Source organism: Marinobacter flavimaris, from assembly GCF_002933295.1.
GTDB lineage: Bacteria > Pseudomonadota > Gammaproteobacteria > Pseudomonadales > Oleiphilaceae > Marinobacter > Marinobacter flavimaris.
This window is the reverse complement of sequence record NZ_PSSW01000001.1, coordinates 364,594-385,378: the sequence shown is the minus strand read 5'-3', so window position 1 is coordinate 385,378 and position 20,785 is coordinate 364,594. Positions and strand designations below refer to the sequence as shown.

At 57.0% G+C, this 20,785-nt stretch carries 18 protein-coding genes; 8 read left to right on the top strand and 10 right to left on the bottom strand.

The window, feature by feature from the left end:
- The first annotated feature begins 24 nt into the window (after nt 1-24).
- The 4 genes from sodB to MDHKLMBL_RS01740 all read left to right on the top strand — a co-directional run bounded on the left by sodB (nt 25) and on the right by MDHKLMBL_RS01740 (nt 5,567).
- On the top strand, nt 25-603 hold the full coding sequence (gene sodB, locus MDHKLMBL_RS01755; RefSeq protein ID WP_014577657.1) for a superoxide dismutase [Fe]: 579 nt from the start codon (nt 25-27) through the stop codon (nt 601-603).
- A gap of 284 nt (nt 604-887) precedes the next feature.
- Complete coding sequence (locus MDHKLMBL_RS01750; protein WP_104270001.1) at nt 888-2,948, top strand: putative bifunctional diguanylate cyclase/phosphodiesterase; 2,061 nt, start codon at nt 888-890, stop codon at nt 2,946-2,948.
- Nucleotides 2,949-2,970: 22 nt separating this feature from the next.
- Nucleotides 2,971-3,558 (top strand): LemA family protein, encoded by a 588-nt coding sequence (locus tag MDHKLMBL_RS01745; RefSeq protein ID WP_014577658.1) that lies wholly within the window; start codon nt 2,971-2,973, stop codon nt 3,556-3,558.
- A gap of 11 nt (nt 3,559-3,569) precedes the next feature.
- Complete coding sequence (locus tag MDHKLMBL_RS01740; RefSeq protein ID WP_104270000.1) at nt 3,570-5,567, top strand: M48 family metallopeptidase; 1,998 nt, start codon at nt 3,570-3,572, stop codon at nt 5,565-5,567.
- 4 nt (nt 5,568-5,571) lie between these two features.
- On the opposite strand, the gene gspD is transcribed toward MDHKLMBL_RS01740, so the two are convergent.
- The 6 genes from gspD to MDHKLMBL_RS01710 form a co-directional block, all read right to left on the bottom strand.
- Entirely contained in the window at nt 5,572-7,521 is a 1,950-nt protein-coding gene (gene gspD / locus MDHKLMBL_RS01735) for a type II secretion system secretin GspD (RefSeq protein ID WP_104270134.1), read from the bottom strand.
- Nucleotides 7,522-7,553: 32 nt separating this feature from the next.
- Nucleotides 7,554-8,405, bottom strand: a complete 852-nt coding sequence (locus tag MDHKLMBL_RS01730) for a type II secretion system protein N (RefSeq protein WP_092030860.1) — start codon at nt 8,403-8,405, stop codon at nt 7,554-7,556.
- Nucleotide 8,406: 1 nt separating this feature from the next.
- A complete protein-coding gene (gene gspN / locus MDHKLMBL_RS01725) occupies nt 8,407-9,198 on the bottom strand; it encodes a type II secretion system protein N (RefSeq protein WP_104269999.1) in 792 nt (263 codons plus the stop codon).
- A 133-nt stretch (nt 9,199-9,331) separates the two neighbouring features.
- On the bottom strand, nt 9,332-10,984 hold the full coding sequence (groL, locus tag MDHKLMBL_RS01720) for a chaperonin GroEL (RefSeq protein WP_008171364.1): 1,653 nt from the start codon (nt 10,982-10,984) through the stop codon (nt 9,332-9,334).
- 78 nt (nt 10,985-11,062) lie between these two features.
- Nucleotides 11,063-11,350, bottom strand: a complete 288-nt coding sequence (groES, locus tag MDHKLMBL_RS01715; protein ID WP_104269998.1) for a co-chaperone GroES — start codon at nt 11,348-11,350, stop codon at nt 11,063-11,065.
- Between the two features lie 194 nt (nt 11,351-11,544).
- Nucleotides 11,545-12,093 (bottom strand): FxsA family protein, encoded by a 549-nt coding sequence (locus tag MDHKLMBL_RS01710; protein WP_104269997.1) that lies wholly within the window; start codon nt 12,091-12,093, stop codon nt 11,545-11,547.
- 162 nt (nt 12,094-12,255) lie between these two features.
- Here MDHKLMBL_RS01710 and MDHKLMBL_RS01705 point away from each other — a divergent pair, with 162 nt between their 5' ends.
- Nucleotides 12,256-13,017, top strand: a complete 762-nt coding sequence (locus tag MDHKLMBL_RS01705) for an SDR family oxidoreductase (RefSeq protein WP_014577665.1) — start codon at nt 12,256-12,258, stop codon at nt 13,015-13,017.
- Nucleotides 13,018-13,058: 41 nt separating this feature from the next.
- Here the strand turns inward: MDHKLMBL_RS01705 and MDHKLMBL_RS01700 are convergent, their stop codons facing one another.
- The 3 genes from MDHKLMBL_RS01700 to MDHKLMBL_RS01690 are packed head-to-tail and all read right to left on the bottom strand — an operon-like array spanning nt 13,059 to nt 15,262.
- Nucleotides 13,059-13,364: an MGMT family protein gene (locus MDHKLMBL_RS01700; protein WP_104269996.1), complete on the bottom strand. Its 306-nt coding sequence runs from the start codon at nt 13,362-13,364 to the stop codon at nt 13,059-13,061.
- Nucleotides 13,364-14,737, bottom strand: coding sequence for an AmpG family muropeptide MFS transporter (locus MDHKLMBL_RS01695; protein ID WP_425269222.1), 1,374 nt, complete (start codon nt 14,735-14,737; stop codon nt 13,364-13,366). Before MDHKLMBL_RS01695 ends, MDHKLMBL_RS01700 begins: the two co-directional genes overlap by 1 nt.
- Nucleotides 14,738-14,779: 42 nt before the next feature.
- Complete coding sequence (locus tag MDHKLMBL_RS01690) at nt 14,780-15,262, bottom strand: YajQ family cyclic di-GMP-binding protein (protein ID WP_008171349.1); 483 nt, start codon at nt 15,260-15,262, stop codon at nt 14,780-14,782.
- 111 nt (nt 15,263-15,373) lie between these two features.
- On the opposite strand from MDHKLMBL_RS01690, the gene MDHKLMBL_RS01685 reads away from it, so the two are divergent.
- The 3 genes from MDHKLMBL_RS01685 (at nt 15,374) to MDHKLMBL_RS01675 (ending at nt 19,443) form a co-directional block, all read left to right on the top strand.
- The gene (locus MDHKLMBL_RS01685) at nt 15,374-16,345 is read left to right on the top strand and encodes a response regulator (RefSeq protein WP_041645339.1); all 972 of its coding nucleotides are present in this window, start codon (nt 15,374-15,376) and stop codon (nt 16,343-16,345) included.
- A 386-nt stretch (nt 16,346-16,731) separates the two neighbouring features.
- Nucleotides 16,732-18,288 (top strand): flagellin N-terminal helical domain-containing protein, encoded by a 1,557-nt coding sequence (locus tag MDHKLMBL_RS01680; RefSeq protein ID WP_104270133.1) that lies wholly within the window; start codon nt 16,732-16,734, stop codon nt 18,286-18,288.
- 129 nt (nt 18,289-18,417) lie between these two features.
- On the top strand, nt 18,418-19,443 hold the full coding sequence (locus MDHKLMBL_RS01675; protein ID WP_104269994.1) for an AraC family transcriptional regulator: 1,026 nt from the start codon (nt 18,418-18,420) through the stop codon (nt 19,441-19,443).
- Here the strand turns inward: MDHKLMBL_RS01675 and MDHKLMBL_RS01670 are convergent.
- Nucleotides 19,440-20,651 (bottom strand): argininosuccinate synthase, encoded by a 1,212-nt coding sequence (locus MDHKLMBL_RS01670; protein WP_062782091.1) that lies wholly within the window; start codon nt 20,649-20,651, stop codon nt 19,440-19,442. The two genes, MDHKLMBL_RS01675 and MDHKLMBL_RS01670, sit on opposite strands and share 4 nt — an antisense overlap.
- Between the last annotated feature and the right edge of the window lie 134 nt (nt 20,652-20,785).

Sequence of the window (20,785 nt, the reverse complement as noted above, 5' to 3'; positions counted from 1 at the left end):
CAGAGAGACAGGGAGAACGACCTCATGGCATTTGAACTTCCCGCACTGCCCTACGAAAAGAACGCACTGGAACCGCACATCTCTCAGGAAACACTCGAGTACCATTACGGCAAGCATCACAACACCTACGTCACCAAGCTCAATGGCCTGATCGAAGGTACGGACAACGCCAACAAATCTCTTGAAGACATCATCAAGAGTGCCAGCGGCCCGCTGTTCAACAACGCCGCACAGGTCTGGAACCACACCTTCTACTGGCACTGCCTGAGCCCGAACGGCGGTGGTGAACCCACCGGTGCTGCCAAGGAAGCGATCGAGAAGGCGTTCGGTTCTTTCGAAGATTTCAAGAAAGAATTCAATGACAAAGCAGCCAACAACTTCGGTTCTGGCTGGACCTGGCTGGTGAAAAAAGCGGACGGCTCCGTTGCCATCGCGAATACCAGCAATGCTGAAACGCCGTTGACCGGTGCCGACAAGCCGGTACTGACCGTCGACGTCTGGGAGCACGCGTACTACATTGACTATCGCAACTCCCGCCCGAACTACCTGGAAGCTTTCTGGAACCTGGTGAACTGGGATTTCGTAAACGAAAACCTGGCCTGATCCCGGCCTCGCTTCCAGACACAGTCTAAAACGACTGTGATCAAGCGCCCGCCCCTGGCGGGCGTTTTTGTGTCTGCCATACCCAAGCAATTACAATTTGATACAAGCACACTCTGAAATCTTTGGAAAAATCGCCGATACTCCATGAAGATATCGCGAACCTGAACCATACTTGAAAACAACCATCAGGGTGAGCCCCCACGCACATCACCCAAAGTGCGACACCTTTGCCCTGAACCTTGCAGATCAGCGGCTCTGCAAAAACCGGAACAAGACAGGCTTGAATGCAAAACTCCTTCGAGGTTGAACATCGCCTGGGCTATCGAATCTTACGGTGGATTCTTGCGGTGGCCCTTGCCAGTGGCGTCGTTGTCAGTGCCATACAGGTCATCCTGGACGCCCAACGTGTGTCCAGAGGGCTGGATAGCGATGCCAAGCAAACCATCGCGATGGTGAAAGACGCAGCCACCCAGGCGGTGTTCAGCATCGACGCCGAACTCGCGCAACAAGTCGTGGACGGCCTCTTCGCCAAGGAAGCGGTCCACATGGCCCGCATCGTCCACCCTGACGGCGACCCACTGGGAGATCGCAGCCGTCCACTCCAGGAAACCGCTTTCCGCCCGGTCACCGATCCGATTTTTGACGCCGATCGGCTCTATCGGGAGCCGCTTTTCCGCGAAGGTAATCCGGAAGACGTCTACGGCTTTCTTGACGTTCACTACGACACCGCAGCAGCGGCCCGTACCTGGTTGGACAGGGCGGCTGTCACTTTCGCTTCCGGCATGGCCACAGCTCTCATTCTCGGCATGGTGTTGTTCTATGTATTCCACCTGCTCCTGACGCGCCCCCTCCTCCGAATTGTCAATTCCGTGAGGCAGGTGGATCCTGCGCACCCGGATGACCGCCTGGTCACCACGCCATCCGGCCACCAGAGCGACGAACTTGGCCTCTGGGTAAACGCAACCAACAACCTCCTGGTGGCCATTGGCGACAGCCAGAAACGCCATCGCGAGGCGGAGGACCGGGTGAGCCGTCTCTCACGTTACGACCAGCTCACTGGCCTGCCCAGCCGGGATACCTTCATGGAGTTGCTGGTGCGGGATATTGAGGATGCCGCCAGGCGCAACGCCCAACTGTCGCTGATTGTCTGCGGCATCGACGATTTCAAGTCGGTGAACGAGCAGTGCGGTTTCCGGTCCGGGGACCTTATTCTACAAACCGTTGCCGACCGCCTGACCAACAAACTGGACAATGCCCGCTTCACCATTGCACGCCTCGGCAGCGACCAGTTCGTTGTTGTCCAGAAGGGACTTCGGGACGGGTTCCAGGCTGCAGATACAGCTGAGCGAATCCTGGCCTGTGTCAATGAGCCCATGCTGGTCGAAGACCAGAACATCTCAATCAGCGCCACCCTGGGGGTTGCTCTTTACCCCTCCGACACCAGCAAGGCAGACCGACTGCTTCAGAGTGCCGAACAGACCATGACCCTGGCCAAGCAGAACGGTCACAACCACTTCCAGTTCTATGTCGCCAGCATTGACCAGGAAATCCGGGACCGGAAGCAACTGGAAAAGGATTTGTCCCAGGCTCTTGGTAATCACCAATTTCATCTGGTTTACCAGCCCCAGATCAATCTGGAGAGCAAACGGGTAATCGGGGCAGAGGCATTGTTACGTTGGGAGCACCCGACTCGTGGCTCGGTTCCCCCCGACTTCTTTATCCCGGTGGCCGAAGCAAACGGCTCTATCGTGGAAATTGGCCAGTGGGTTCTGGACCAGGCCTGTTGGCAGGCAGCTCGCTGGGCCTCGGACGGCTCGCCGCTTCGTATTGCTGTTAATCTCTCGGCCGTTCAGCTGCGCCAGGAAAGCATTGTCGATGATATTCTCGATACCCTGCGACGGCACAAGATACCGGCCGGTCGGCTGGAGCTGGAGGTAACAGAAACCAGCTTCATGACGAACCTGTCAGACGCCGTAGCCAAACTCCACAGACTCAACAAAGCGGGGATAAGCATCGCGGTGGACGACTTCGGAACCGGCTATTCGTCCCTGACCTACCTCAAACAGATGCCGGTACAGCACCTGAAGATCGACAAACAGTTTATCCGCGATCTGCTGGTCAATGAGGAAGATACCCGAATCGCCAATACCATCATCGACCTTGGCAAGAGTCTGAACCTGTCAGTGGTTGCTGAAGGGGTGGAAACGGCAGAGCAGGAATATTACCTGAGCCAGCGTGGCTGCAAGCTCGCCCAGGGCTATTTCTTCAGCAAGCCGTTGCCGCCGCGTGAATTTGAGACCTTCGTTAAAGGTTTTCACGAGCAGATCGTGGAAAATAACCTCTGAACCACTACCTCTAGGAGTTGCCATGGGAACCACTGTTATCGGCCTGATCGTTATCGCCGTCGTTGTTTTCTATCTGGTCTTTATCTACAACCGCCTGGTTTCCCTGCGCAACCAGTTCAAAAACGGGTTTGCCCAGATTGATGTTCAACTGCAGCGTCGGCACGACCTTATTCCGAATCTTGTGGAAGCGGCAAAAGCCTATCTGACTCACGAAAAAAGCACTCTCACCCAGGTGATGGAAGCCCGCAACAATGCGGTCAGCGCCCAAAAAGATGCCGCCAAGGATCCTGGCGATGGAACCAAGATCCAACGCCTGGGCAGCGCCGAAAACCTGCTCACCAAGGCGCTCGCAAATTTCTACGCCGTGGCCGAGAACTATCCGGAGCTGAAGGCCAACGAAACCATTCAGCAACTGATGGAAGAACTCTCCAGCACCGAGAACCGGGTCGCCTTTGCCCGCCAGGCCTATAACGACGGCGTCATGAGCTACAACATCTTCCGGGAGCAGTTCCCGAATAATGTTATCGCCGGCATGTTTGCGTTCAAGGAAACGTCGCAACTGGAACTGGAATCACCGGAAGCCCGTCAGGCACCGAAAGTGGCCTTCTGAGGCCCTGAATCATGGCTCATCCCGGTTTCTTTCAGCGCCAGGCACACGCCCGGCGCAACACCACTCTGCTGGTTTTTCTTTTCCTGACGGCGGTCGCGTTTATCACGCTTGCCGTCTGCCTTGTTGGTTATTTCGTAACCCGTAGCGAATCCTCCTTTCTTGCGTTCCACCACTGGCTGCTCTCCAATCATGGCCTGCTGACCGCCGTTACGGTTGTTTCCCTGATTGTTCTGGGCTCCCTGCTCCGCTGGGTTGATCTGGCCGGAGGTGGCGACCGAGTCGCCAAAATGGTTGGCGCCAGACCCATTGACCCCGATACCCGCGACAGTGACGAGCGCAAACTGCGCAACATCGTTGAGGAAATGGCTATTGCCAGTGGTGTCTCGGTGCCGGAACTCTATGTGATGGATCAGGAAACCGGCATCAACGCTTTTGTGGCCGGCTATACGCCGGGCGAGGCTGTTATGGTCGTCACCCACGGCGCCATCACCCAGTTATCCCGGGACGAACTGCAAGGCGTGGTCGCCCATGAATTCAGCCATATTTTTAACGGGGACATGCGGCTCAACGTTCGGCTCATTGCCCTGCTTGCCGGCATCCTGATGATCGGACAGATTGGCGGCTTTCTGCTGCGCGCATCCTTCTACCGCGGCCATCGTGTGGGTCGATCACGGGACGGCCGGGCCCAAGCGGCCATGGGCATCATTGGTCTGGCCCTTTTTGTAATTGGCTATGTGGGCGTTTTCTTTGGCCGGCTGATACAGGCAGCGGTTTCCAGGCAACGCGAAATGCTGGCAGACGCATCCTCCGTGCAATTTACCCGCAATCCCGAAGGCATTGCCGGAGCGCTGTTCAAGATCGGAATGAAGGGCGGATACCTGGACACAACCAGCCACGCCAGCGACATGAATCACATGTGCTTTGGCGAAAGTGCGCGGATGAAGTTCACCTCTTTGCTGGCATCCCACCCGCCCATAGATGAGCGAATCAATGCCATTCAGCCTGGCATGCTGGCCAGATTGCGAAGCCGGCTCAGGGATACCGAACCAGGCGCCGATCTCTACCGGGGAGGCTCTGGAGCACCAGAAGCGGGCGCGTCCGGGTTTAGTGGCGCGGCAACCGACATACTCGGGCCGGTTACCGGCAGGAGTGGCAGAACCTCACCGCTTGCGTCCAGCCCGGAAAAAACCATAAAACCGGCCCGGAAATTTTCAGATCAGGTCGGCACTATCAACCGGCAAAGCGAAGATTTCGCCCTGCGTTTTCTGGAACGCCTGCCAGCCACCTTCCGAAACCTGCTGTACACCCGGGCCGGGGCCACGCAGCTCTGCTATGCCATGCTGATCAGTGAGCTACCGCGTCCACAGCAAACGGAACGGCTGAACCTGCTTCCGGCACACTCGGTATTGGGCAGCCAGCCGGATCTACTCGAGAAACTGCTGCCGGCACTGAAAACCATCGGCGATGGCGTCCGTTTCCCTGCCCTGGAACTGGCCATGCCTGCCCTTCGCAAGCTGGACCCGGAAGAGCGGGAGTTGCTCATTACCAATGTCCAGAAACTGGTGGCGGCGGATAACCGGGTTACACTGTTTGAACTCGCTATGACAAGCTTCCTGTCACGCCACCTGGGCGACGAAGCAGCCAGAGTGGTACCGGTGCGCTATAAGAGCTACAAGCCGGTCATGCCGGCCCTCCAGAGGCTCCTGAGCTTGATGGCAAGGGCTGGGTCTGAGTCCCAATCTGACGCCGAGAAGCTCTATCGGGAGGCGATGGCCGGCTTCATGAATGCGAAGGATGGAGTGGAGCCGGTTCTGGAAAAAGTCACCATGCGCCAGCTACGGGAAGCGTTGACCGCGTTGAACGGTCTTTCACCGCTGCTGAAACCGGCAATCATCGATGCCTGTGGACACTGCATTACCCGCGACGGGAAAGTGGAAACCCGGGAGTACGAACTGATGCGGCTGGTGGCGGACCAGATGGATTGCCCGATGCCGCCACTGGCTGTCTGAGCGCTTACTGTACCCGGGTGCTGCCGTCTTCAAACAGCGCGTCCACTGTCGGACGCTGCTCTTCGGTGGGGATACCCAGCTTCTCCCGGATGTTCAGATTGACGTCCCAAAGCTGATTGAACTTGTCGGAAGTAGCCGCAACGGCTTCTTCCTTGCCCAGCATGATTTTGGGACGCAGGAACACCAGCAGGTTGCGCTTCACCCGGCGCTCCGATTCGGAGGAGAACAGGCGACCAACGAACGGGATGTCACCCAGCAGGGGCACCTTGCTCTTGTTGACCTGGTAATCATCCCGGGTCAAACCGCCCAGCACGATGGTCTCACCATCATCCGCCAGTACGGTGGTCTTGATTTCCCGCTTGTTGGTGACGATATCCGAGGCGTTCTCGATGCTGTCTGCCACGCTTTCTGTGGTCTGCTCCACCACCAGACGCACCAGGCCGTCGGCACTGATGGTCGGGGTAACCTTGAGGGTCAGACCGATATCGCGACGCTCGATGGTGGTGAATGGATTGGTGGTGCCATCGCCGGTGACGGTGGACTGGCCAGTACGGAAAGGCACGTTCTGGCCCACGATGATCTCGGACTCCTGGTTATCCAGGGTAATGATGCTTGGCGTGGACAACAGGTTTGCAGCGGCAGACGTGGACAGTGCCTGAAGGAGAACCCCCCAGCTCACACCATTTTCGTTCCGTTGGCCGGCGCCGATGGTGATACCACCGGTAGCCGGCGTGATGGCGGATCCGGTCAGAATCGCGCTGAGCACCTCACCCAGACTGCGACCCACGTTACCGAAATTGGTGCCGGCAACCGGCGTGGATTCGCCGGACTCGTCACCGACCGCAACCTGGACACCCAGATCCTGGCCCAGTTCGTCGCTGATCTCGACAATTGCCGCCTCAATCATCACCTGGGCACGGCGCACATCCAGCGCCGCAACAATCTGTTCGGCTTCCTGCATCAGGGATGGCTCACCCCTTACCACCAGCGCGTTCAGCCCCTCATCCGCAAAAACGGCAAAGCTGCTTTGCGGTTTGGCGGCGCCGCCGCCTCCCGAACCGGCACCTTCTTTCACCAGCTCGCCCATCACACCCTTGAGGATCTCAGTCAGGTTTTTGGCGTCGGCGTGTTTCAGCCTCAGGACCTTGGTGGTGCCGCCGGTGGCAGAAGGCTGGTCCAGCTGTCGAATCAGGCCGCGCATCTTTTCGCGGAAGGTCTCATCGCCCCGCAGGATAAGGCGGTTGCTGCGCTCATCTGCTGTGACGCTGTACTTTCTGGCGGCATTGTCGCCGCCGGCCCGGCCGAGTTCATCCGGGGCCAGTTCCTGCAGCAGGGTCACCATATCACCCACCCAGGCTTCCTGAAGCTGGATGACTTCCACTTCGTATTTGGACGGGCTATCCAGCTCCCGGACAATCTGCTCAATGCGCTGGATATTGGAAGAATGATCACTGATGATCAGGGCGTTGGCGGCGGCCACCCCGGCCAGATGGCCGTATTTCGCCACCAGGGGGCGCAGAATCGGCACCAGCTCCAGGGCGTTGGCGTTGTCGATCTGGATAACCCGCGTGATCAGCTGCTCGGAGGGGGTTTCGGGAAAGCGCTCCAGAATCTCTGCCGACTGTTTGGCATCAACCTGCTGCACCACCTTAATCACTTCTGCGCCCGGGATGGCGGTAAAACCGTGAACATTCAAGACCGCCAGGAACAGATCGTAAATTTCGTCCTTGTTCATGGGCGCGCTGGAGAGCACCGTTACCTTGCCCTTCACCCTGGGATCCACCACAAAACTGTACCCGGTAATGTCCGCGACCTGGGTCACGAACGCGCGGATATCGGCGTCTTTCAGGTTCAGCCGCCATGTCTCGGCTTCCTGCCCATGCGCCATGGACATAAAGGGAAGGAGAAAAAGCAGGACAATGGCCCGCAAAACATTGATCTTGTGGTTATACATCTGGCGATTTCGTCCTGTTTCGATGAACCCGGTCAGCGCCACTGCTCGGGTATGGCATAACTGATGGTGAGGATGGATCCGTCACGCTCGATTTCTATCTCCAGCTGGGCCTGGCCGCGCCAGTTCTCAAGCAGGGCCTTATCCTGGCTGATATCGCCCAGCCGCTGACCGTTGATAGCCGTTATCACGTCCCCGGCCTGCAGGTTGACGGCGTTGAGCATGGCGTTAGAGCCGTCATACACGTAACCGGACATGCCGCTATTGTCCACCGGGCTCAACCCGAAAGGCGCCAGTGCGGCAATGCCCTGGCTGTCAATCTGTTCACGGGCGCTGGCCAGGAACTCATCCGGTGATGATTCTGCAGGCTCCTCGGTCACTTCTGCAACCAGTTCAGACGACTGTTCCTCGAAAGTCAGGGATTCGTATCGCCCACCCCGACGAATCAGAACACGCCCGGGTTCCACTTCGGCCAGCTCGGCATTGCCGGGTAGCATCTCCCCTACCCGGTAATATGCGGTTTCTCCATTGCTCCCAGCAACTATAGCACCGGAGTCCTCCGGGCGCTGTGCGACAAGTACCCCTTCCAGCCGGAGCCGAAGCCGGGTTTCCGGAGCCGAGCGGCGAACCGCATCGGCCACCTCGACCGGTCGCTCAGACCGCCCGAAGAAATCGTAAACGGCCATAGACGTTGTCAAACGGCTACCGCCTGACAGACTGCCTGCACCGGCTGCGACCGGCGCGTCTGGAACCGGCCGGTCGTCCCAGGCGTATAACCAGGTCATCCGGGCGAGAGTATTGGCCAGATACACCACCAGAACCAACAGCAACAGGTTGGCGAGGATCCGGGAAATCCGGCTCTGGGCCGGAATACTCAACAGCGCCATATTATCTTGCCCCCGGTACGAGAGGCTGGCGTACCCGGAATACGACATCACCGGGGCTGGCAGAATCGGGCCAGGGCTGGCCGGCGAGATCCACCATACGCTTGTAGACACGCAGTTCCATCATTCCGCTCCAGAACACGGTGGCATCTGCTGCTGGCCCCTGGCCGCCCTGCTCGGAGACTGTCAGCGCCACACCACCCTGGGAGGTATCCATCGTCGCCTTCATGGGCGGAAACTCGGCCTGCCCACGCTGGCTACCCATTGGCCAGGTCACCAGGCCGCCATCCCAGCGCCCCAGGCCTTCCGCCCGCGTAATCCGGTTATTGGCCCAGGCCATATTCAGACGGTCAATCATGACTTCGCCTTCAATCATGGCGCCGCCGCTCTGGCGGATCAGCTCCTCAAACTCGGCCACCGTGATCCGTCCGCTGGCATCAAGCTGGGCACTGGCCGGCCAGCCCACCGTAACATCGCCGTTGAGCGAGGATTGCGACGATTCCAGGGAAATTCGGGCTGGCCATTCCAGGCTGGTGACCGACGGCATATAAAGGCGCCAGTCAACACGCACCGGGAAACCGGCCACCACAACCCCGGCTTCACCATCCCAGAGTTTGCCGGCAACCTGCTGAACCTTTACCTGGGGAGGCAGAGATACATGGGCAGAGGCTTGCTGCCAGACCCATCCCGCAGGAACCAGAAAGACCAGTGACAGCAGATAAACCAGAGCGCCCAGCAGCAGGAGCAGAAATACCTTGCCGGGGCGGAGAAAGGATTTGGGTTCAGCGTCACTCATTCGGCGTTGCACAGATAATGGACCGGAAGCCGAGTCTAGCAAAGCCATGAGGCAAGTTCATGACAAAAAAACAAAAACCCCGCGTTGGCGTGAACCAACGCGGGGTTTTTAAGGGGCCGAGATCAGGCCGGCATTACATCATGCCGCCCATGCCTCCCATGCCGCCCATTCCACCCATGTCCGGCATACCGCCGCCGGCAGACTCGTCCTGCGGCTCATCCGCAACCATCGCCTCGGTGGTGATGATCAGGGAAGCCACAGAAGCGGCCGCCTGCAGAGCGGAACGGGTGACCTTGGCAGGATCCAGGATACCCATTTCCAGCATATCGCCGTAGGCTTCGGTCGCGGCATTGTAGCCGAAGGAACCTTCGCCTTCGCGAACCTTGGCAACCACAACAGAAGACTCACCGCCTGCGTTGTAAACGATCTGGCGCAGAGGAGCTTCCATGGCACGGCGCAGAATGTTAACACCGGCTTTCTGCTCTTCGTTGATGGCGTCTACCTTGTCCAGGGCCGCAATGGCACGGATCAGGGTTACACCACCGCCCGGTACGATGCCCTCTTCAACCGCGGCGCGAGTAGAGTGCAGCGCGTCTTCGACGCGGGCCTTCTTCTCTTTCATTTCCACTTCGGAACCGGCACCAACCTTGATAACGGCAACACCGCCAGCCAGCTTGGCAACACGCTCCTGCAGCTTTTCCTTGTCGTAGTCGGAAGAGCTGTCTTCGATCTGCTTGCGGATCTGCTCAACACGAGCTTCGATGTCCGCCTGCGCACCAGCACCGCCGATGATGGTGGTGTTTTCCTTGGTGACGTTCACACGCTTGGCTGTGCCAAGGTCATCCAGGGTGGTGTTCTCAAGAGTCAGGCCGACTTCTTCAGAGATAACGGTACCACCGGAAAGGATCGCGATGTCCTGCAGCATTTCCTTGCGACGGTCACCGAAGCCAGGCGCCTTGACGGCGTTTACCTTGACGATGCCACGCATGTTGTTCACTACCAGAGTGGCAAGCGCTTCACCCTCAATGTCTTCAGCGATGATCTGCAGCGGCTTACCAGCCTTGGCTACAGCTTCCAGCACCGGCAGCAGCTCGCGGATGTTGGAGATCTTCTTGTCGACCAGCAGGATGTACGGGTCTTCCAGCTCGGCAGACATGTTGTCCTGGTTGTTGATGAAGTACGGAGACAGGAAGCCACGGTCGAACTGCATACCTTCAACCACGTCCAGCTCGTCTTCCAGGCCTCGGCCTTCCTCAACGGTAATCACGCCTTCCTTGCCAACTTTTTCCATTGCATCGGCGATGATCTTACCGATGGTATCGTCACCGTTGGCAGAGATAGTGCCTACCTGAGCGATCATCTTGCTGTCGTCACAGGGCTTGGCCATATCACGGATTGCCTTCACGGCTTCCGTTGTGGCCTTGTCGATGCCGCGCTTCAGATCCATCGGGTTCATGCCGGCAGTAACTGCCTTAACGCCCTCGTTAACGATGGACTGAGCCAGAACGGTTGCGGTAGTGGTACCGTCACCGGCGGTGTCGTTGGCCTGGGAAGCCACTTCTTTCACCATCTGGGCGCCCATGTTCTCGAACTTGTCAGACAGTTCGATTTCCTTGGCTACGGAAACACCATCTTTGGTGATGGTCGGCGCGCCGAAGGACTTTTCCAGAACCACGTTACGGCCTTTCGGGCCGAGGGTCACTTTAACCGCGTCTGCCAGTACATTGACGCCCGCGACCATGCGCTTACGTGCGCTATCACCGAATCTAACGTCTTTTGCTGCCATGTCTTCTATTCCTGTTCGTTAAACCGAAGTTGTTGAATCAATCGGATTAATGAGAGTTCGTGCGATTCGCTTCAGCGATCACTCAAGCACGCCGTAGATGTCGCTCTCGCTCATGATGAGGAGCTCTTCACCATCGATCTTGACGGTGTTCCCGGCGTACTGGCCGAAGACCACGGTGTCACCCACCTTGACCGCCAGTGAGCGGGTTTCGCCGTTTTCCAGGATGCGACCGTTACCAATGGCAATTACCTCGCCCTGGGAAGGCTTCTCTTTGGCGTTACCCGGCAGCACGATGCCACCCGCAGTTTTCTCTTCTTCTTCCTTACGGCGCACGACAACACGATCGTGTAGCGGACGAATTTTCATTGCTCGGTTTCTCCAATAGTCAGATTAATGTGGCAATGACATTGTTGATGTAGGTCGGACAGGCAACGCCTGGTCCGACAAATTGCCCGGCTGGATAACCAACTGTTTTCAGTGGAAATCAGCCCGCAGCGAACTTGTGGTTTCTATTTGGGGTAGCTGGTAGGTGTTTTCAACACCCCGGAGAGAAAATTTTTTCACTTTTTTTCGATCCGGTCCCGATCGGATCCCGTCTCATCCTGGTACTCGCCTTCGATGATGTCGCCATTGCTGTCGCGATCAAAAGGCCGCTGCCGGCCGAACGGGTTCTCCTGGCCACCAAACGGATCCTGCCCGAACGGATTGGACCCACCACCGGCGCGAAAATAGAAGCTGCTGCCACGGCTTTGCCCAGCAACGACCATGCGCTTGAGCACTTGTGCTGCGAGCCAGTGGCGGGTACCGGGGATCAGGCACAGAAACCCGACTGTGTCGGTAATAAAGCCAGGCGTTAGTAATAGCGCACCGCCAATCGCAAGGATCAGCCCCTCGGCAACCTCCTTGGCCGGCAATTCGCCACTGTTCAGTCGCTGATTGGCCTTCAAAAGCGTTGCCAACCCCTGCTGGCGAAGGAGCCAGGCGCCGATCACGGCGGTCAACAACACCAACCCGACGGTATTGAGCACACCAATCATGCCACCTACCTGGATCAACACCGCCATCTCGGCAATCGGCATGATTATGAATAGAAAAAGAAACACGGACATCGGGACCTCAGGGTCTGAGCAGGAATTTCAGAAGGTCTGGTATACTCGCAGTCCTTCCGTATCTAACAAGAAGCCACATTCATGGCTCTACGCACCAGCCATAACGGTGAAAAGACGCACAGCAACTGTAAAACCACTTGATAACAGTAGTTAGGGCAAAACATGAAACTTCAAGATTCCGTGATTGCAATCACTGGCGGCGGCCAGGGCCTTGGCCGCGCCATGGGCGAATACCTTGCAGCCAAAGGTGCAAAAATTGCGCTGATCGACCTGATGCCGGAGAAGCTGGACGAAGCCGTCACCGCCTGCGTGGCCGCGGGCGCTGAGGCCAGAAGCTACGTCTGCAACGTTGCAAAAGAGGAAGAGGTAGAAAAAACCTTCGAGGCCATCGTAAAAGACTTCGGCCACCTCAACGGCCTGGTTAACAATGCCGGCATCCTCCGGGACGGGCTTATGGTCAAAGTGAAGGATGGCGAAGTTGAGCGCCGCATGGAGCTGTCCCAGTGGCAGGCGGTTATCGACGTAAACCTTACCGGCGTATTTCTCTGCGGCCGCGAAGCAGCGACCCAGATGATCAAGAACGGCGACCAGGGTGCGATCATCAACATCGCCTCCATCTCTCGCGCCGGCAACATGGGCCAGAGCAACTACTCCGCTGCCAAGGCCGGTGTCTCTGCCCTGGTTCCGGTCTGGGCCAAGGAACTCGCCCGCTACGGCATCCGCTGCGCCGGTATCGCCCCGGGCTTCATCGAGACCGAAATGACCGCCTCCATGAAACCGGAAGCCCTGGAAAAAATGACGGCCGGCATTCCGCTCAAGCGCATGGGCAAGCCCGAAGAGATTGCTTCGGCTGCGGCGTTCATTTTTGAGAACGACTATGTGTCAGGGCGGATGATTGAAGTGGATGGGGCTCTGCGGCTCTAACGGGGCGAGCTACCATTGAGTGGGGCGCCCACAGCGCCCCACTACCATCGAAACCGAGACATCGAAACCCGCCCGTCGGTAACTTCGACACCTTCAGCCTCAAGCCGGCTAACCTGCTCCTCAAATTTCTCGGACCCCACGGGAAAGGCAACCTGTCCGTTACTGCGAATCACCCGATACCATGGCACGGCATGCCCTTCCGGCAACTTGCCCAAGGCTTTTCCGATGTACCTCGCCTGCCGGCCCAACCCTGCCATCTCTGCAACCTGGCCGTAACTGACCACCTTTCCCTCTGGGACAGCCAGTACGACTTGCCAGATTTTCTGGTCTTTGGTCGGTTCGGACATCAAGGGCTCTCTGCTTCGGCATCGGGCTTCGATTCATTGCGCGGCGCCAACGCATCCAGTCGATGGCCATTTCGGATCATGAAGATGGCCAACAGAATCGCAGGCACGCCCATTATGCCGGCCACCAGGAAGAATTCGGCGTAACCAAAGCTCGCCACGACAATGCCGGAGAACCCACCGAGAAACTTGCCAGGCAGAGTCATCAGGGAACTGAACAGTGCGTACTGCGTAGCCGTGAACGAGGCACTGGTCATGCTGGAGAGCCAGGCAATCAGGGCAACATTGGCAATGCCGCCACTGAGGTTATCGGCGCTCACCACGGCGGCCAGGGTAATGATGTTGGGCGGGTACTGGGCCAGAACGACAAACAGAAGATTGGTGGCGGCGGTCATGATTGCGCCAAGCAGAAGAATCCGGCGAACCCCGTAGCGAACCACCATGACACCGCCGACCAGCGAGCCGGCAATGGTCATGAAGAAGCCAAAGATCTTGGTGACATCCGCCACCTGGGTTTTGCTGAAGCCCATGAAGTCCAGGTAGAAGGGATTGGCCATAACGCCCATGGCGATGTCAGAGATCCGGTAAACGGCCACCATGAGCAGGATAACCAGAGCCAGCTCTTTGTAACGGCGAAAAAAATCGAGGAATGGGCCGGCCACGGCGGCGTAGAACCAGCCAACCAGTCTCGCCAGGCGGGGATTAAGATGCGTGAGCTTGGCAGCCTCCTGTTCGATCTTGTGGGCAATGTCCTGGGCGGCGGCAAAGTGGTTCACGCTGGGCTCGCGAACAATGAGCACCGTGAGCGCGCCAACTCCTACCAGGGCCGCCATGACTTCATAGGACACCTGCCAGGACCAGAATTCCGCCAGGTAAAGAGCACCGGCGCCGGCCACCAGAAGCGCCAGACGGTAGCCAAAGATATACGTAGCAGCCAGGGCGGCCTGGAGCCGCTCCTCGGCAATCTCGATGCGGTAGGCATCAATGGCCACGTCCTGGGTGGCAGAGGAGAACGCCACCAGCAGGCCACAAAGAGCCATCATTTCCGGCGCTGCCGTGGCATCCACCTGAGCCATCAGGTACAGCCCAGTGGCAATACCTGCCTGAGCAAAGATAATCCAGCTTCGCCGCTTACCCAGCAGCCGGTCGAGCAGCGGCAGTTTCAGGCGGTCCACCACCGGCGCCCAGAACACCTTGATGGAGTAGGTAATGCCAAGCCAGCTGAAGAACCCGATGGTGGCAGTTTCCACCCCGACATCCGCGAGACGGGCATTCAGCGTGGAAAACACCAGCAGGAACGGCAGCCCCGCCGAAAAGCCCAGGAATAGCAGGGCAATGACCTGCCAACGGGTATAGGTATGAAGCGTGTCCCGGATCAGGGTCAGGCGGGTGCCGGTTAAGATGGTGAAGCCTCCGGATCAGTCGCGGAAATTATTGAACTGCAGCGGGATATCCAGCTCAGCTTCGCGCAGCATGGCAATGGCTTCCTGAAGATCATCCCGCTTCTTGCCGGTCACTCGCACTTTGTCGCCCTGGATACTGGCCTGGACCTTCATCTTCTGGTCCTTGATCATCTTCACGATCTTCTTGGCCATATCGGTTTCAATGCCCTGCTTCAACAACAGGTGCTGCTTGACCAGCTTGCCGGACTTGCTGTCGCCGTCCTCAGCCAGCGCGCGGGCATCGATATTACGCTTGGCAAAGGCCATACGCAGCATGTCCAACAACTGCTCCAGCTGGAACTCCTGCTCGGCACTGATGGTAATGCCCTTATCGTCCAGCTCAATGTCGGCTTCAACGTTCTTGAAGTCCCAGCGGTTGCCCAGTTCGCGCTTGGCCTGGTCGACCGCATTGGTGACTTCGTGCATATCGATTTCTGAAACAATGTCAAAAGAAGGCATGGTCGTTATTCTCCAACAGGGTAAGAAGGTATACTTCTTCAATTTGCTGGGGATGATACCAACCCCCGGCATCTCTCGCACCTGACAACGGACTGCTAAAAGTAGATAACAATGCCAAATCTGGACCTTCCCATCCTGGTAGTAGACGACGCGAAATTCAGCAGTATGGTGGTTGGCCGCACGCTGCGAAATGCCGGATATCGCGACGTACGCATCGTGAATAACGCACCGGAAGCCCTGCAGCTAATCGAACAGCGGCCGGTAAGCGTTCTGATTGCCGACTGGCTGATGCCCGAGATGGATGGCCTTGAGCTGACGGACCAGGTGCGACAACAGGACGAGCAGAACAATCACTACACCTACGTGATCCTGCTCACGGCACGGGAAAGCGTCGAGGCTCTTTCAGAAGCCTTCGACCGGGGTGTGGACGACTTCATCTACAAGTCCGACATGACCAAGCAACTGATCCCCCGCATCTTTGCCGCAGACCGAATGGCCGACCGCCAGAACACCCTGCTCCGGGCCAACTCCCTGCTGATCGAGAACAATCGTGAGCTGGAATCCACAAACATCATTGATCTGGAAACCGGTCTCTGCAACACCAAATACGGTCGCGAGCGGCTGACCAAGATGCTGCGCCACGCTGAATCCCGAGGCGGCTGTTCTGCCTATGTACTGTGCGGCATTCGCAACTGGCAGGAACTCAAGCGCAAACACCCGCCCACGGTGATGAGCGAACTGGCCATCGGCATTGCCCGCCGACTGAGCACCCTGATTCGCCCCATTGATGCCCTGTGCCGCGTTGGCGACAACCAGTTCGCCATCATTGCCTACTTCCCGAACAGCGATCACTGCACCACCACCGCCTTCCGGCGCGTGTTCGACGGCATCAACCACAAGGCCCTGAAAACCACGGCCGGCTATATTTCCGTGGAAGCCGGCATGGTGTTGTGCAAAGCCGACGCCCAGAACGGCACACCCTCGATCCAGGATATGGAACGGGCAGCGGTGCAGGGGCTGGTGGATGCCTACGATACGCGTCGGTTTACCGAGACTGCACCGGAGATCGGAGCGACCGCCTGAAGCGGCGACACACTCGGTAACACTGATACACACTTCACAAACAGACAGGAAAGGCCGGACGACTTATCCTGCAATTGTGGATTTAAGCAGTATCCCCCATGGTGGAGGAGCCGAGTAGTACCTCCGCCGCCATATGGGGAATCGAATCCACCGGATTAACGAATTTTTCAGGCACTTTCGTTCTTTCCTTGTTTTTTGGGCCAGCTTTTTAGCTGGCCTTTTTATTTTACTCCTTGGCGAATACGCCCTATTCATTTAATTATCCTCATAATTTCCTAAAGATTTTCTGCCTCCTGCCGTTATCTCATAGATAACCTACAGCCACATTGAAAATATACGACTGCGCGCTGTGGAATTGACGAGCATTGATACAGGGAACCTTCGCCTTGGCCCTCGGAATCAACACAAACATCGCCTCTTTGAGCGCGCGAAATCAACTGAGCGAATCGCAGAGTCTTGCGACAGTTGCATTGGACCGGCTGTCTTCCGGCCTCAGAATCAACTCTGCGAAAGATGATGCTGCAGGCCTAGCCATATCGACACGATTCGAATCGCAGATCAATGGCCTATCAGTGGCGCGCCGCAATGCTAACGATGGAATTTCTCTTGCTCAAACGGCGGAGGGTGCACTTCAAGAAACGATCGACATCTTACAGCGGATTCGTGACCTTTCAGTCCAATCGGCAAACGCTACGAACTCCAGTTCTGATCGAGCAGCGATGCAGACTGAAGTAAGCGCTTTGAAGGAGGAAGTAGACCGTATTGCTGACACAACGACGTTTAACAGCAAAAAGATCCTGGACGGATCTTTCCTTCAGCAGGCATTTCAGATTGGCGCCAACGTCAAGGAAACCATTGAAGTGTCGTTGCAAAGCGCAAGTTTGGAGGACCTGCCTGGTTTTGTCTCGGAAGCCAGTAGCGCCAGTCAGACGCCGAGCGCTACGACGTCTACTTCGGGTGCGGCCAATTATTCTGTTCGAGGTAGCTATGTTGGTGTCGACGGGACTGCAAGCAATGGCAGCAATCTAATTATAAACGGGACCAAAATTGCTGACTCCTCCCCCTTTGCAGAAAGTGGAGACCCGAATCGCGATGCGGCCAGCGCTTTTGCACTCGCAAAAGCAATCAACGATTCGGCGGTGGACGACGTGCAAGCGTTGGCGGAAACTGAGATCAGATTCGATAATGTCTTTTCCAACAATGCGCTTTTTATCTCATCTGCCAACGGCAATGCGAGCTATAACCTCAACATCAATAGCGTCACTGTATTTACTCAGAACGTTGGCGGCACAGGAGGCTTCAGTCTTGATGCAACTGGCCTGGCATCCGCAATCAATGATAATTCCAACGACACCGGGGTAACCGCGACCGTTGAAGGCGGCGAATTAGTGTTGAAAACCCGAGTCGCTGGCGAAAATATCGTAATTAACGAAAGCTTGAACAACACTACAGGGAGCGTTAGTGCGTCCTCAGTGTTTGGGAGCATGTCGATAGCTAATGCCGGCAACGCCGAGGGCACCGCCACCTATCGGGGCTCTTTGACCCTCGAATCCACCAAAAATATCGAAATCGACGAGGGCTCTTCTGTTGTTGGATTCGAAAATACCAGCTTGACAGATCGAAGCCGCAACAATGTGAAGGACATGGATATCAGGACGGTAGCCGGCGCTAATGACGCAATCAAGACCATTGATTCAGCGCTTGATGCTATTTCCGGTATTCGTTCGAATTTGGGTGCGGTGCAAGGCCGTTTCGAGTCTGTGATCGCAAATCTCGGGACTTCTTCAGAGAACGCCGAAGCGGCGCGCAGCCGTATACTTGATGCAGATTTTGCATCAGAAACGGCGAGGCTTTCGAAAGCTCAGGTGCTTCAACAAGCAGGAATTTCTGTCTTGGCCCAGGCTAATGCACGCCCACAGCAGGTATTGAGCCTCCTGCAATAACAAAACTAAAACCCAGAGCGAGACCAGCGGATGGCGGCCATGGAGCGCTAAATGTCAGTGCGCCTGCTCTACGTCTTTTATTATATACTCCCGCCAATAATAACATCTCTAAGGGAGTAGCGAGTCGCTATGGAGACCCTCGGAACCGCCTCTATCGCCGCACTACGACAGTACGCTCGAGCAGCCGAGTCCGCCGACGTGGATATTAATCCGCTTTTAAACAAAGCCGATCTGAATCCGGACATCCTCGACACCGACGACGGCCGCATTAACGGAGAACAGTTCCAGCACTTTATCCATTTATTGTGCGAACAAACCGGCAACCCGATACTGGGCCTGGAAATCGGGGACTTTGTTCAGCCTGGCTCCTACAGCGTGCTCGGCTATATCACTATGAGCTGCGCCACCCTGGGCGAAGCCGTCGCACGCATTGCACCGTTCGAAAAACTCGTCGGAGATATGGGAACCACCAGCCTCGCCATGAAAGGCGAAGACATCAAACTGACCTGGAACTGCAACTACACCGACCCCATCGTCCGACCACAACTGGTGGACAATGTGTTTGCCTCCTGGGTGAACTACGCCCGCTGGCTAGCAGACAATCAGGAGGCGTCACCAAGCTCGGTAAAACTCCGCCGTGAATCGCCTGGTTCAAAGTTTGAAAAAGCCTATCAAGATCGCTGGCTCTGCCCCGTCACCTTCTCGGCCGAGGAAGACAGCATCACCCTCAAGAAAAACCTGTTGGAAACCCGACTGAGGCACCCCGACCCCCTGCTCCGAAAAACTCTGGAAGCTCACGCCCTGAGCCAACTGGCCTCCCTGGATACCGACAGCGACCTGACTTCGAAGGTCCGCCATAGCATTCAGCAGCAGCTGATGCACGGCATTACCCGGCAAGACATGGTGGCGGAAGACCTGGGGATGACCAGCCGAACCCTGCAGAGAAAGCTCGGCCAGGAAGGCGTGTCTTATCAAAAACTTTTAGATGAAGTGCGGCAAAAGATGGCCGAGGACTATCTTCGCAACAGCGAGTTGGCCATTCCGGATATTGCACTGAGGCTGGGGTACAGTGAAACCACGTCGTTTCACCGGAAGTTCAAGGCGGTAACGGGGAAAACGCCCGGAGAGTTCCGGGCGTCCGTAGAGCAGACTTAAAGCTTGCGGCCTTTGCCGGCGGCAATCCGCAGACGCAGCGCATTCAGCTTGATAAAGCCTTCCGCATCCTTCTGGTCGTACGCACCCTGATCTTCCTCAAAGGTAGCGATCTTCTCGTCAAACAGAGAATCCTCAGACTTACGGCCAACCACATCCACATTGCCCTTATAGAGCTTCAGACGAACAGTACCGTTTACATAGTTCTGAGTCTGATCGATCAGCGCCTGCAGCGCCTCACGCTCCGGGGACCACCAGTAACCGTTGTAGATCACCTCGGCGTAGCGCGGCATGATGCTGTCTTTCAGGTGCGCCACTTCGCGATCCAGCGTGATGGACTCGATGGCACGGTGGGCACGCAGCATGATGGTTCCGCCCGGCGTTTCGTAGCAACCGCGGGACTTCATGCCCACGTAGCGGTTCTCGACGATATCGAGACGGCCAATGCCGTTGGCACCCGCCAGCTTGTTCAGGGTTTCCAGAACCACGTGGGGCTTCATGTCCTGACCATCGATGGCAACAATGTCGCCCTTCTTGTAAGTCAGCTCAACATAGGTCGGCTCATCCGGGGCGGCTTCGGGAGACACACTCCAGCGCCACATATCTTCCTCGGCTTCCGCCCAGGGATCTTCCAGGTTGATGCCTTCGTAGGAGATGTGCAGCAGGTTGGCATCCATGGAGTACGGGCTCTTGCCCTTCTTCATTTCCACCGGGATGTTGCGCTCTTCGCAGTACTTCAGCAGCTTCTCGCGGGAATTCAGATCCCACTCACGCCAGGGCGCAATCACCTTCACACCCGGCTTAAGCGCGTAAGCACCCAGCTCGAACCGCACCTGATCGTTGCCCTTGCCGGTCGCGCCATGGGAAATGGCATCGGCGCCGGTTTCATTGGCGATATCAATCAAACGCTTGGCAATCAGAGGACGGGCAATGGAGGTACCCAGCAGGTACTCACCCTCATAGATGGTATTCGCGCGGAACATCGGGAACACGTAATCGCGCACAAACTCCTCGCGCAGGTCCTCAATGTAGATTTCCTTAACGCCCAACGCCTCGGCTTTCGCCCGCGCCGGCTCAACTTCCTCGCCCTGGCCGATGTCGGCGGTGAAGGTCACCACCTCACAGTTATAGGTATCCTGCAACCACCGAACGATAACGGAAGTATCCAGGCCACCAGAATAGGCCAGCACCACCTTTTTGATATCAGACATGCCCTTGCTCCAGACTGAATAGAATGGATGTGTTGAAAATAAGGGAGCTATTGTACGGGACAGCGGGGGGAATGGCTATTGGGCCGGGGTATTACCCAGCCCAATAGGAGGTGATAGCGTGGCAATCAGGTATT

Excerpts from the sequence above, each read along its gene's own strand:
- MDHKLMBL_RS01700 (WP_104269996.1), bottom strand. The coding sequence starts at position 13,364 with ATGTCCGAACCGACCAAAGACCAGAAAATCTGGCAAGTCGTACTGGCT.
- groES (WP_104269998.1), bottom strand. The coding sequence starts at position 11,350 with ATGAAAATTCGTCCGCTACACGATCGTGTTGTCGTGCGCCGTAAGGAA.
- gspD (WP_104270134.1), bottom strand. The coding sequence starts at position 7,521 with ATGTATAACCACAAGATCAATGTTTTGCGGGCCATTGTCCTGCTTTTT.
- MDHKLMBL_RS01730 (WP_092030860.1), bottom strand. The coding sequence starts at position 8,405 with ATGGCGCTGTTGAGTATTCCGGCCCAGAGCCGGATTTCCCGGATCCTC.
- MDHKLMBL_RS01705 (WP_014577665.1), top strand. The coding sequence starts at position 12,256 with ATGAAACTTCAAGATTCCGTGATTGCAATCACTGGCGGCGGCCAGGGC.
- MDHKLMBL_RS01745 (WP_014577658.1), top strand. The coding sequence starts at position 2,971 with ATGGGAACCACTGTTATCGGCCTGATCGTTATCGCCGTCGTTGTTTTC.
- MDHKLMBL_RS01675 (WP_104269994.1), top strand. The coding sequence starts at position 18,418 with ATGGAGACCCTCGGAACCGCCTCTATCGCCGCACTACGACAGTACGCT.
- MDHKLMBL_RS01710 (WP_104269997.1), bottom strand. The coding sequence starts at position 12,093 with ATGTCCGTGTTTCTTTTTCTATTCATAATCATGCCGATTGCCGAGATG.
- MDHKLMBL_RS01740 (WP_104270000.1), top strand. The coding sequence starts at position 3,570 with ATGGCTCATCCCGGTTTCTTTCAGCGCCAGGCACACGCCCGGCGCAAC.
- MDHKLMBL_RS01690 (WP_008171349.1), bottom strand. The coding sequence starts at position 15,262 with ATGCCTTCTTTTGACATTGTTTCAGAAATCGATATGCACGAAGTCACC.
- MDHKLMBL_RS01750 (WP_104270001.1), top strand. The coding sequence starts at position 888 with ATGCAAAACTCCTTCGAGGTTGAACATCGCCTGGGCTATCGAATCTTA.
- sodB (WP_014577657.1), top strand. The coding sequence starts at position 25 with ATGGCATTTGAACTTCCCGCACTGCCCTACGAAAAGAACGCACTGGAA.
- groL (WP_008171364.1), bottom strand. The coding sequence starts at position 10,984 with ATGGCAGCAAAAGACGTTAGATTCGGTGATAGCGCACGTAAGCGCATG.
- gspN (WP_104269999.1), bottom strand. The coding sequence starts at position 9,198 with ATGAGTGACGCTGAACCCAAATCCTTTCTCCGCCCCGGCAAGGTATTT.
- MDHKLMBL_RS01670 (WP_062782091.1), bottom strand. The coding sequence starts at position 20,651 with ATGTCTGATATCAAAAAGGTGGTGCTGGCCTATTCTGGTGGCCTGGAT.
- MDHKLMBL_RS01685 (WP_041645339.1), top strand. The coding sequence starts at position 15,374 with ATGCCAAATCTGGACCTTCCCATCCTGGTAGTAGACGACGCGAAATTC.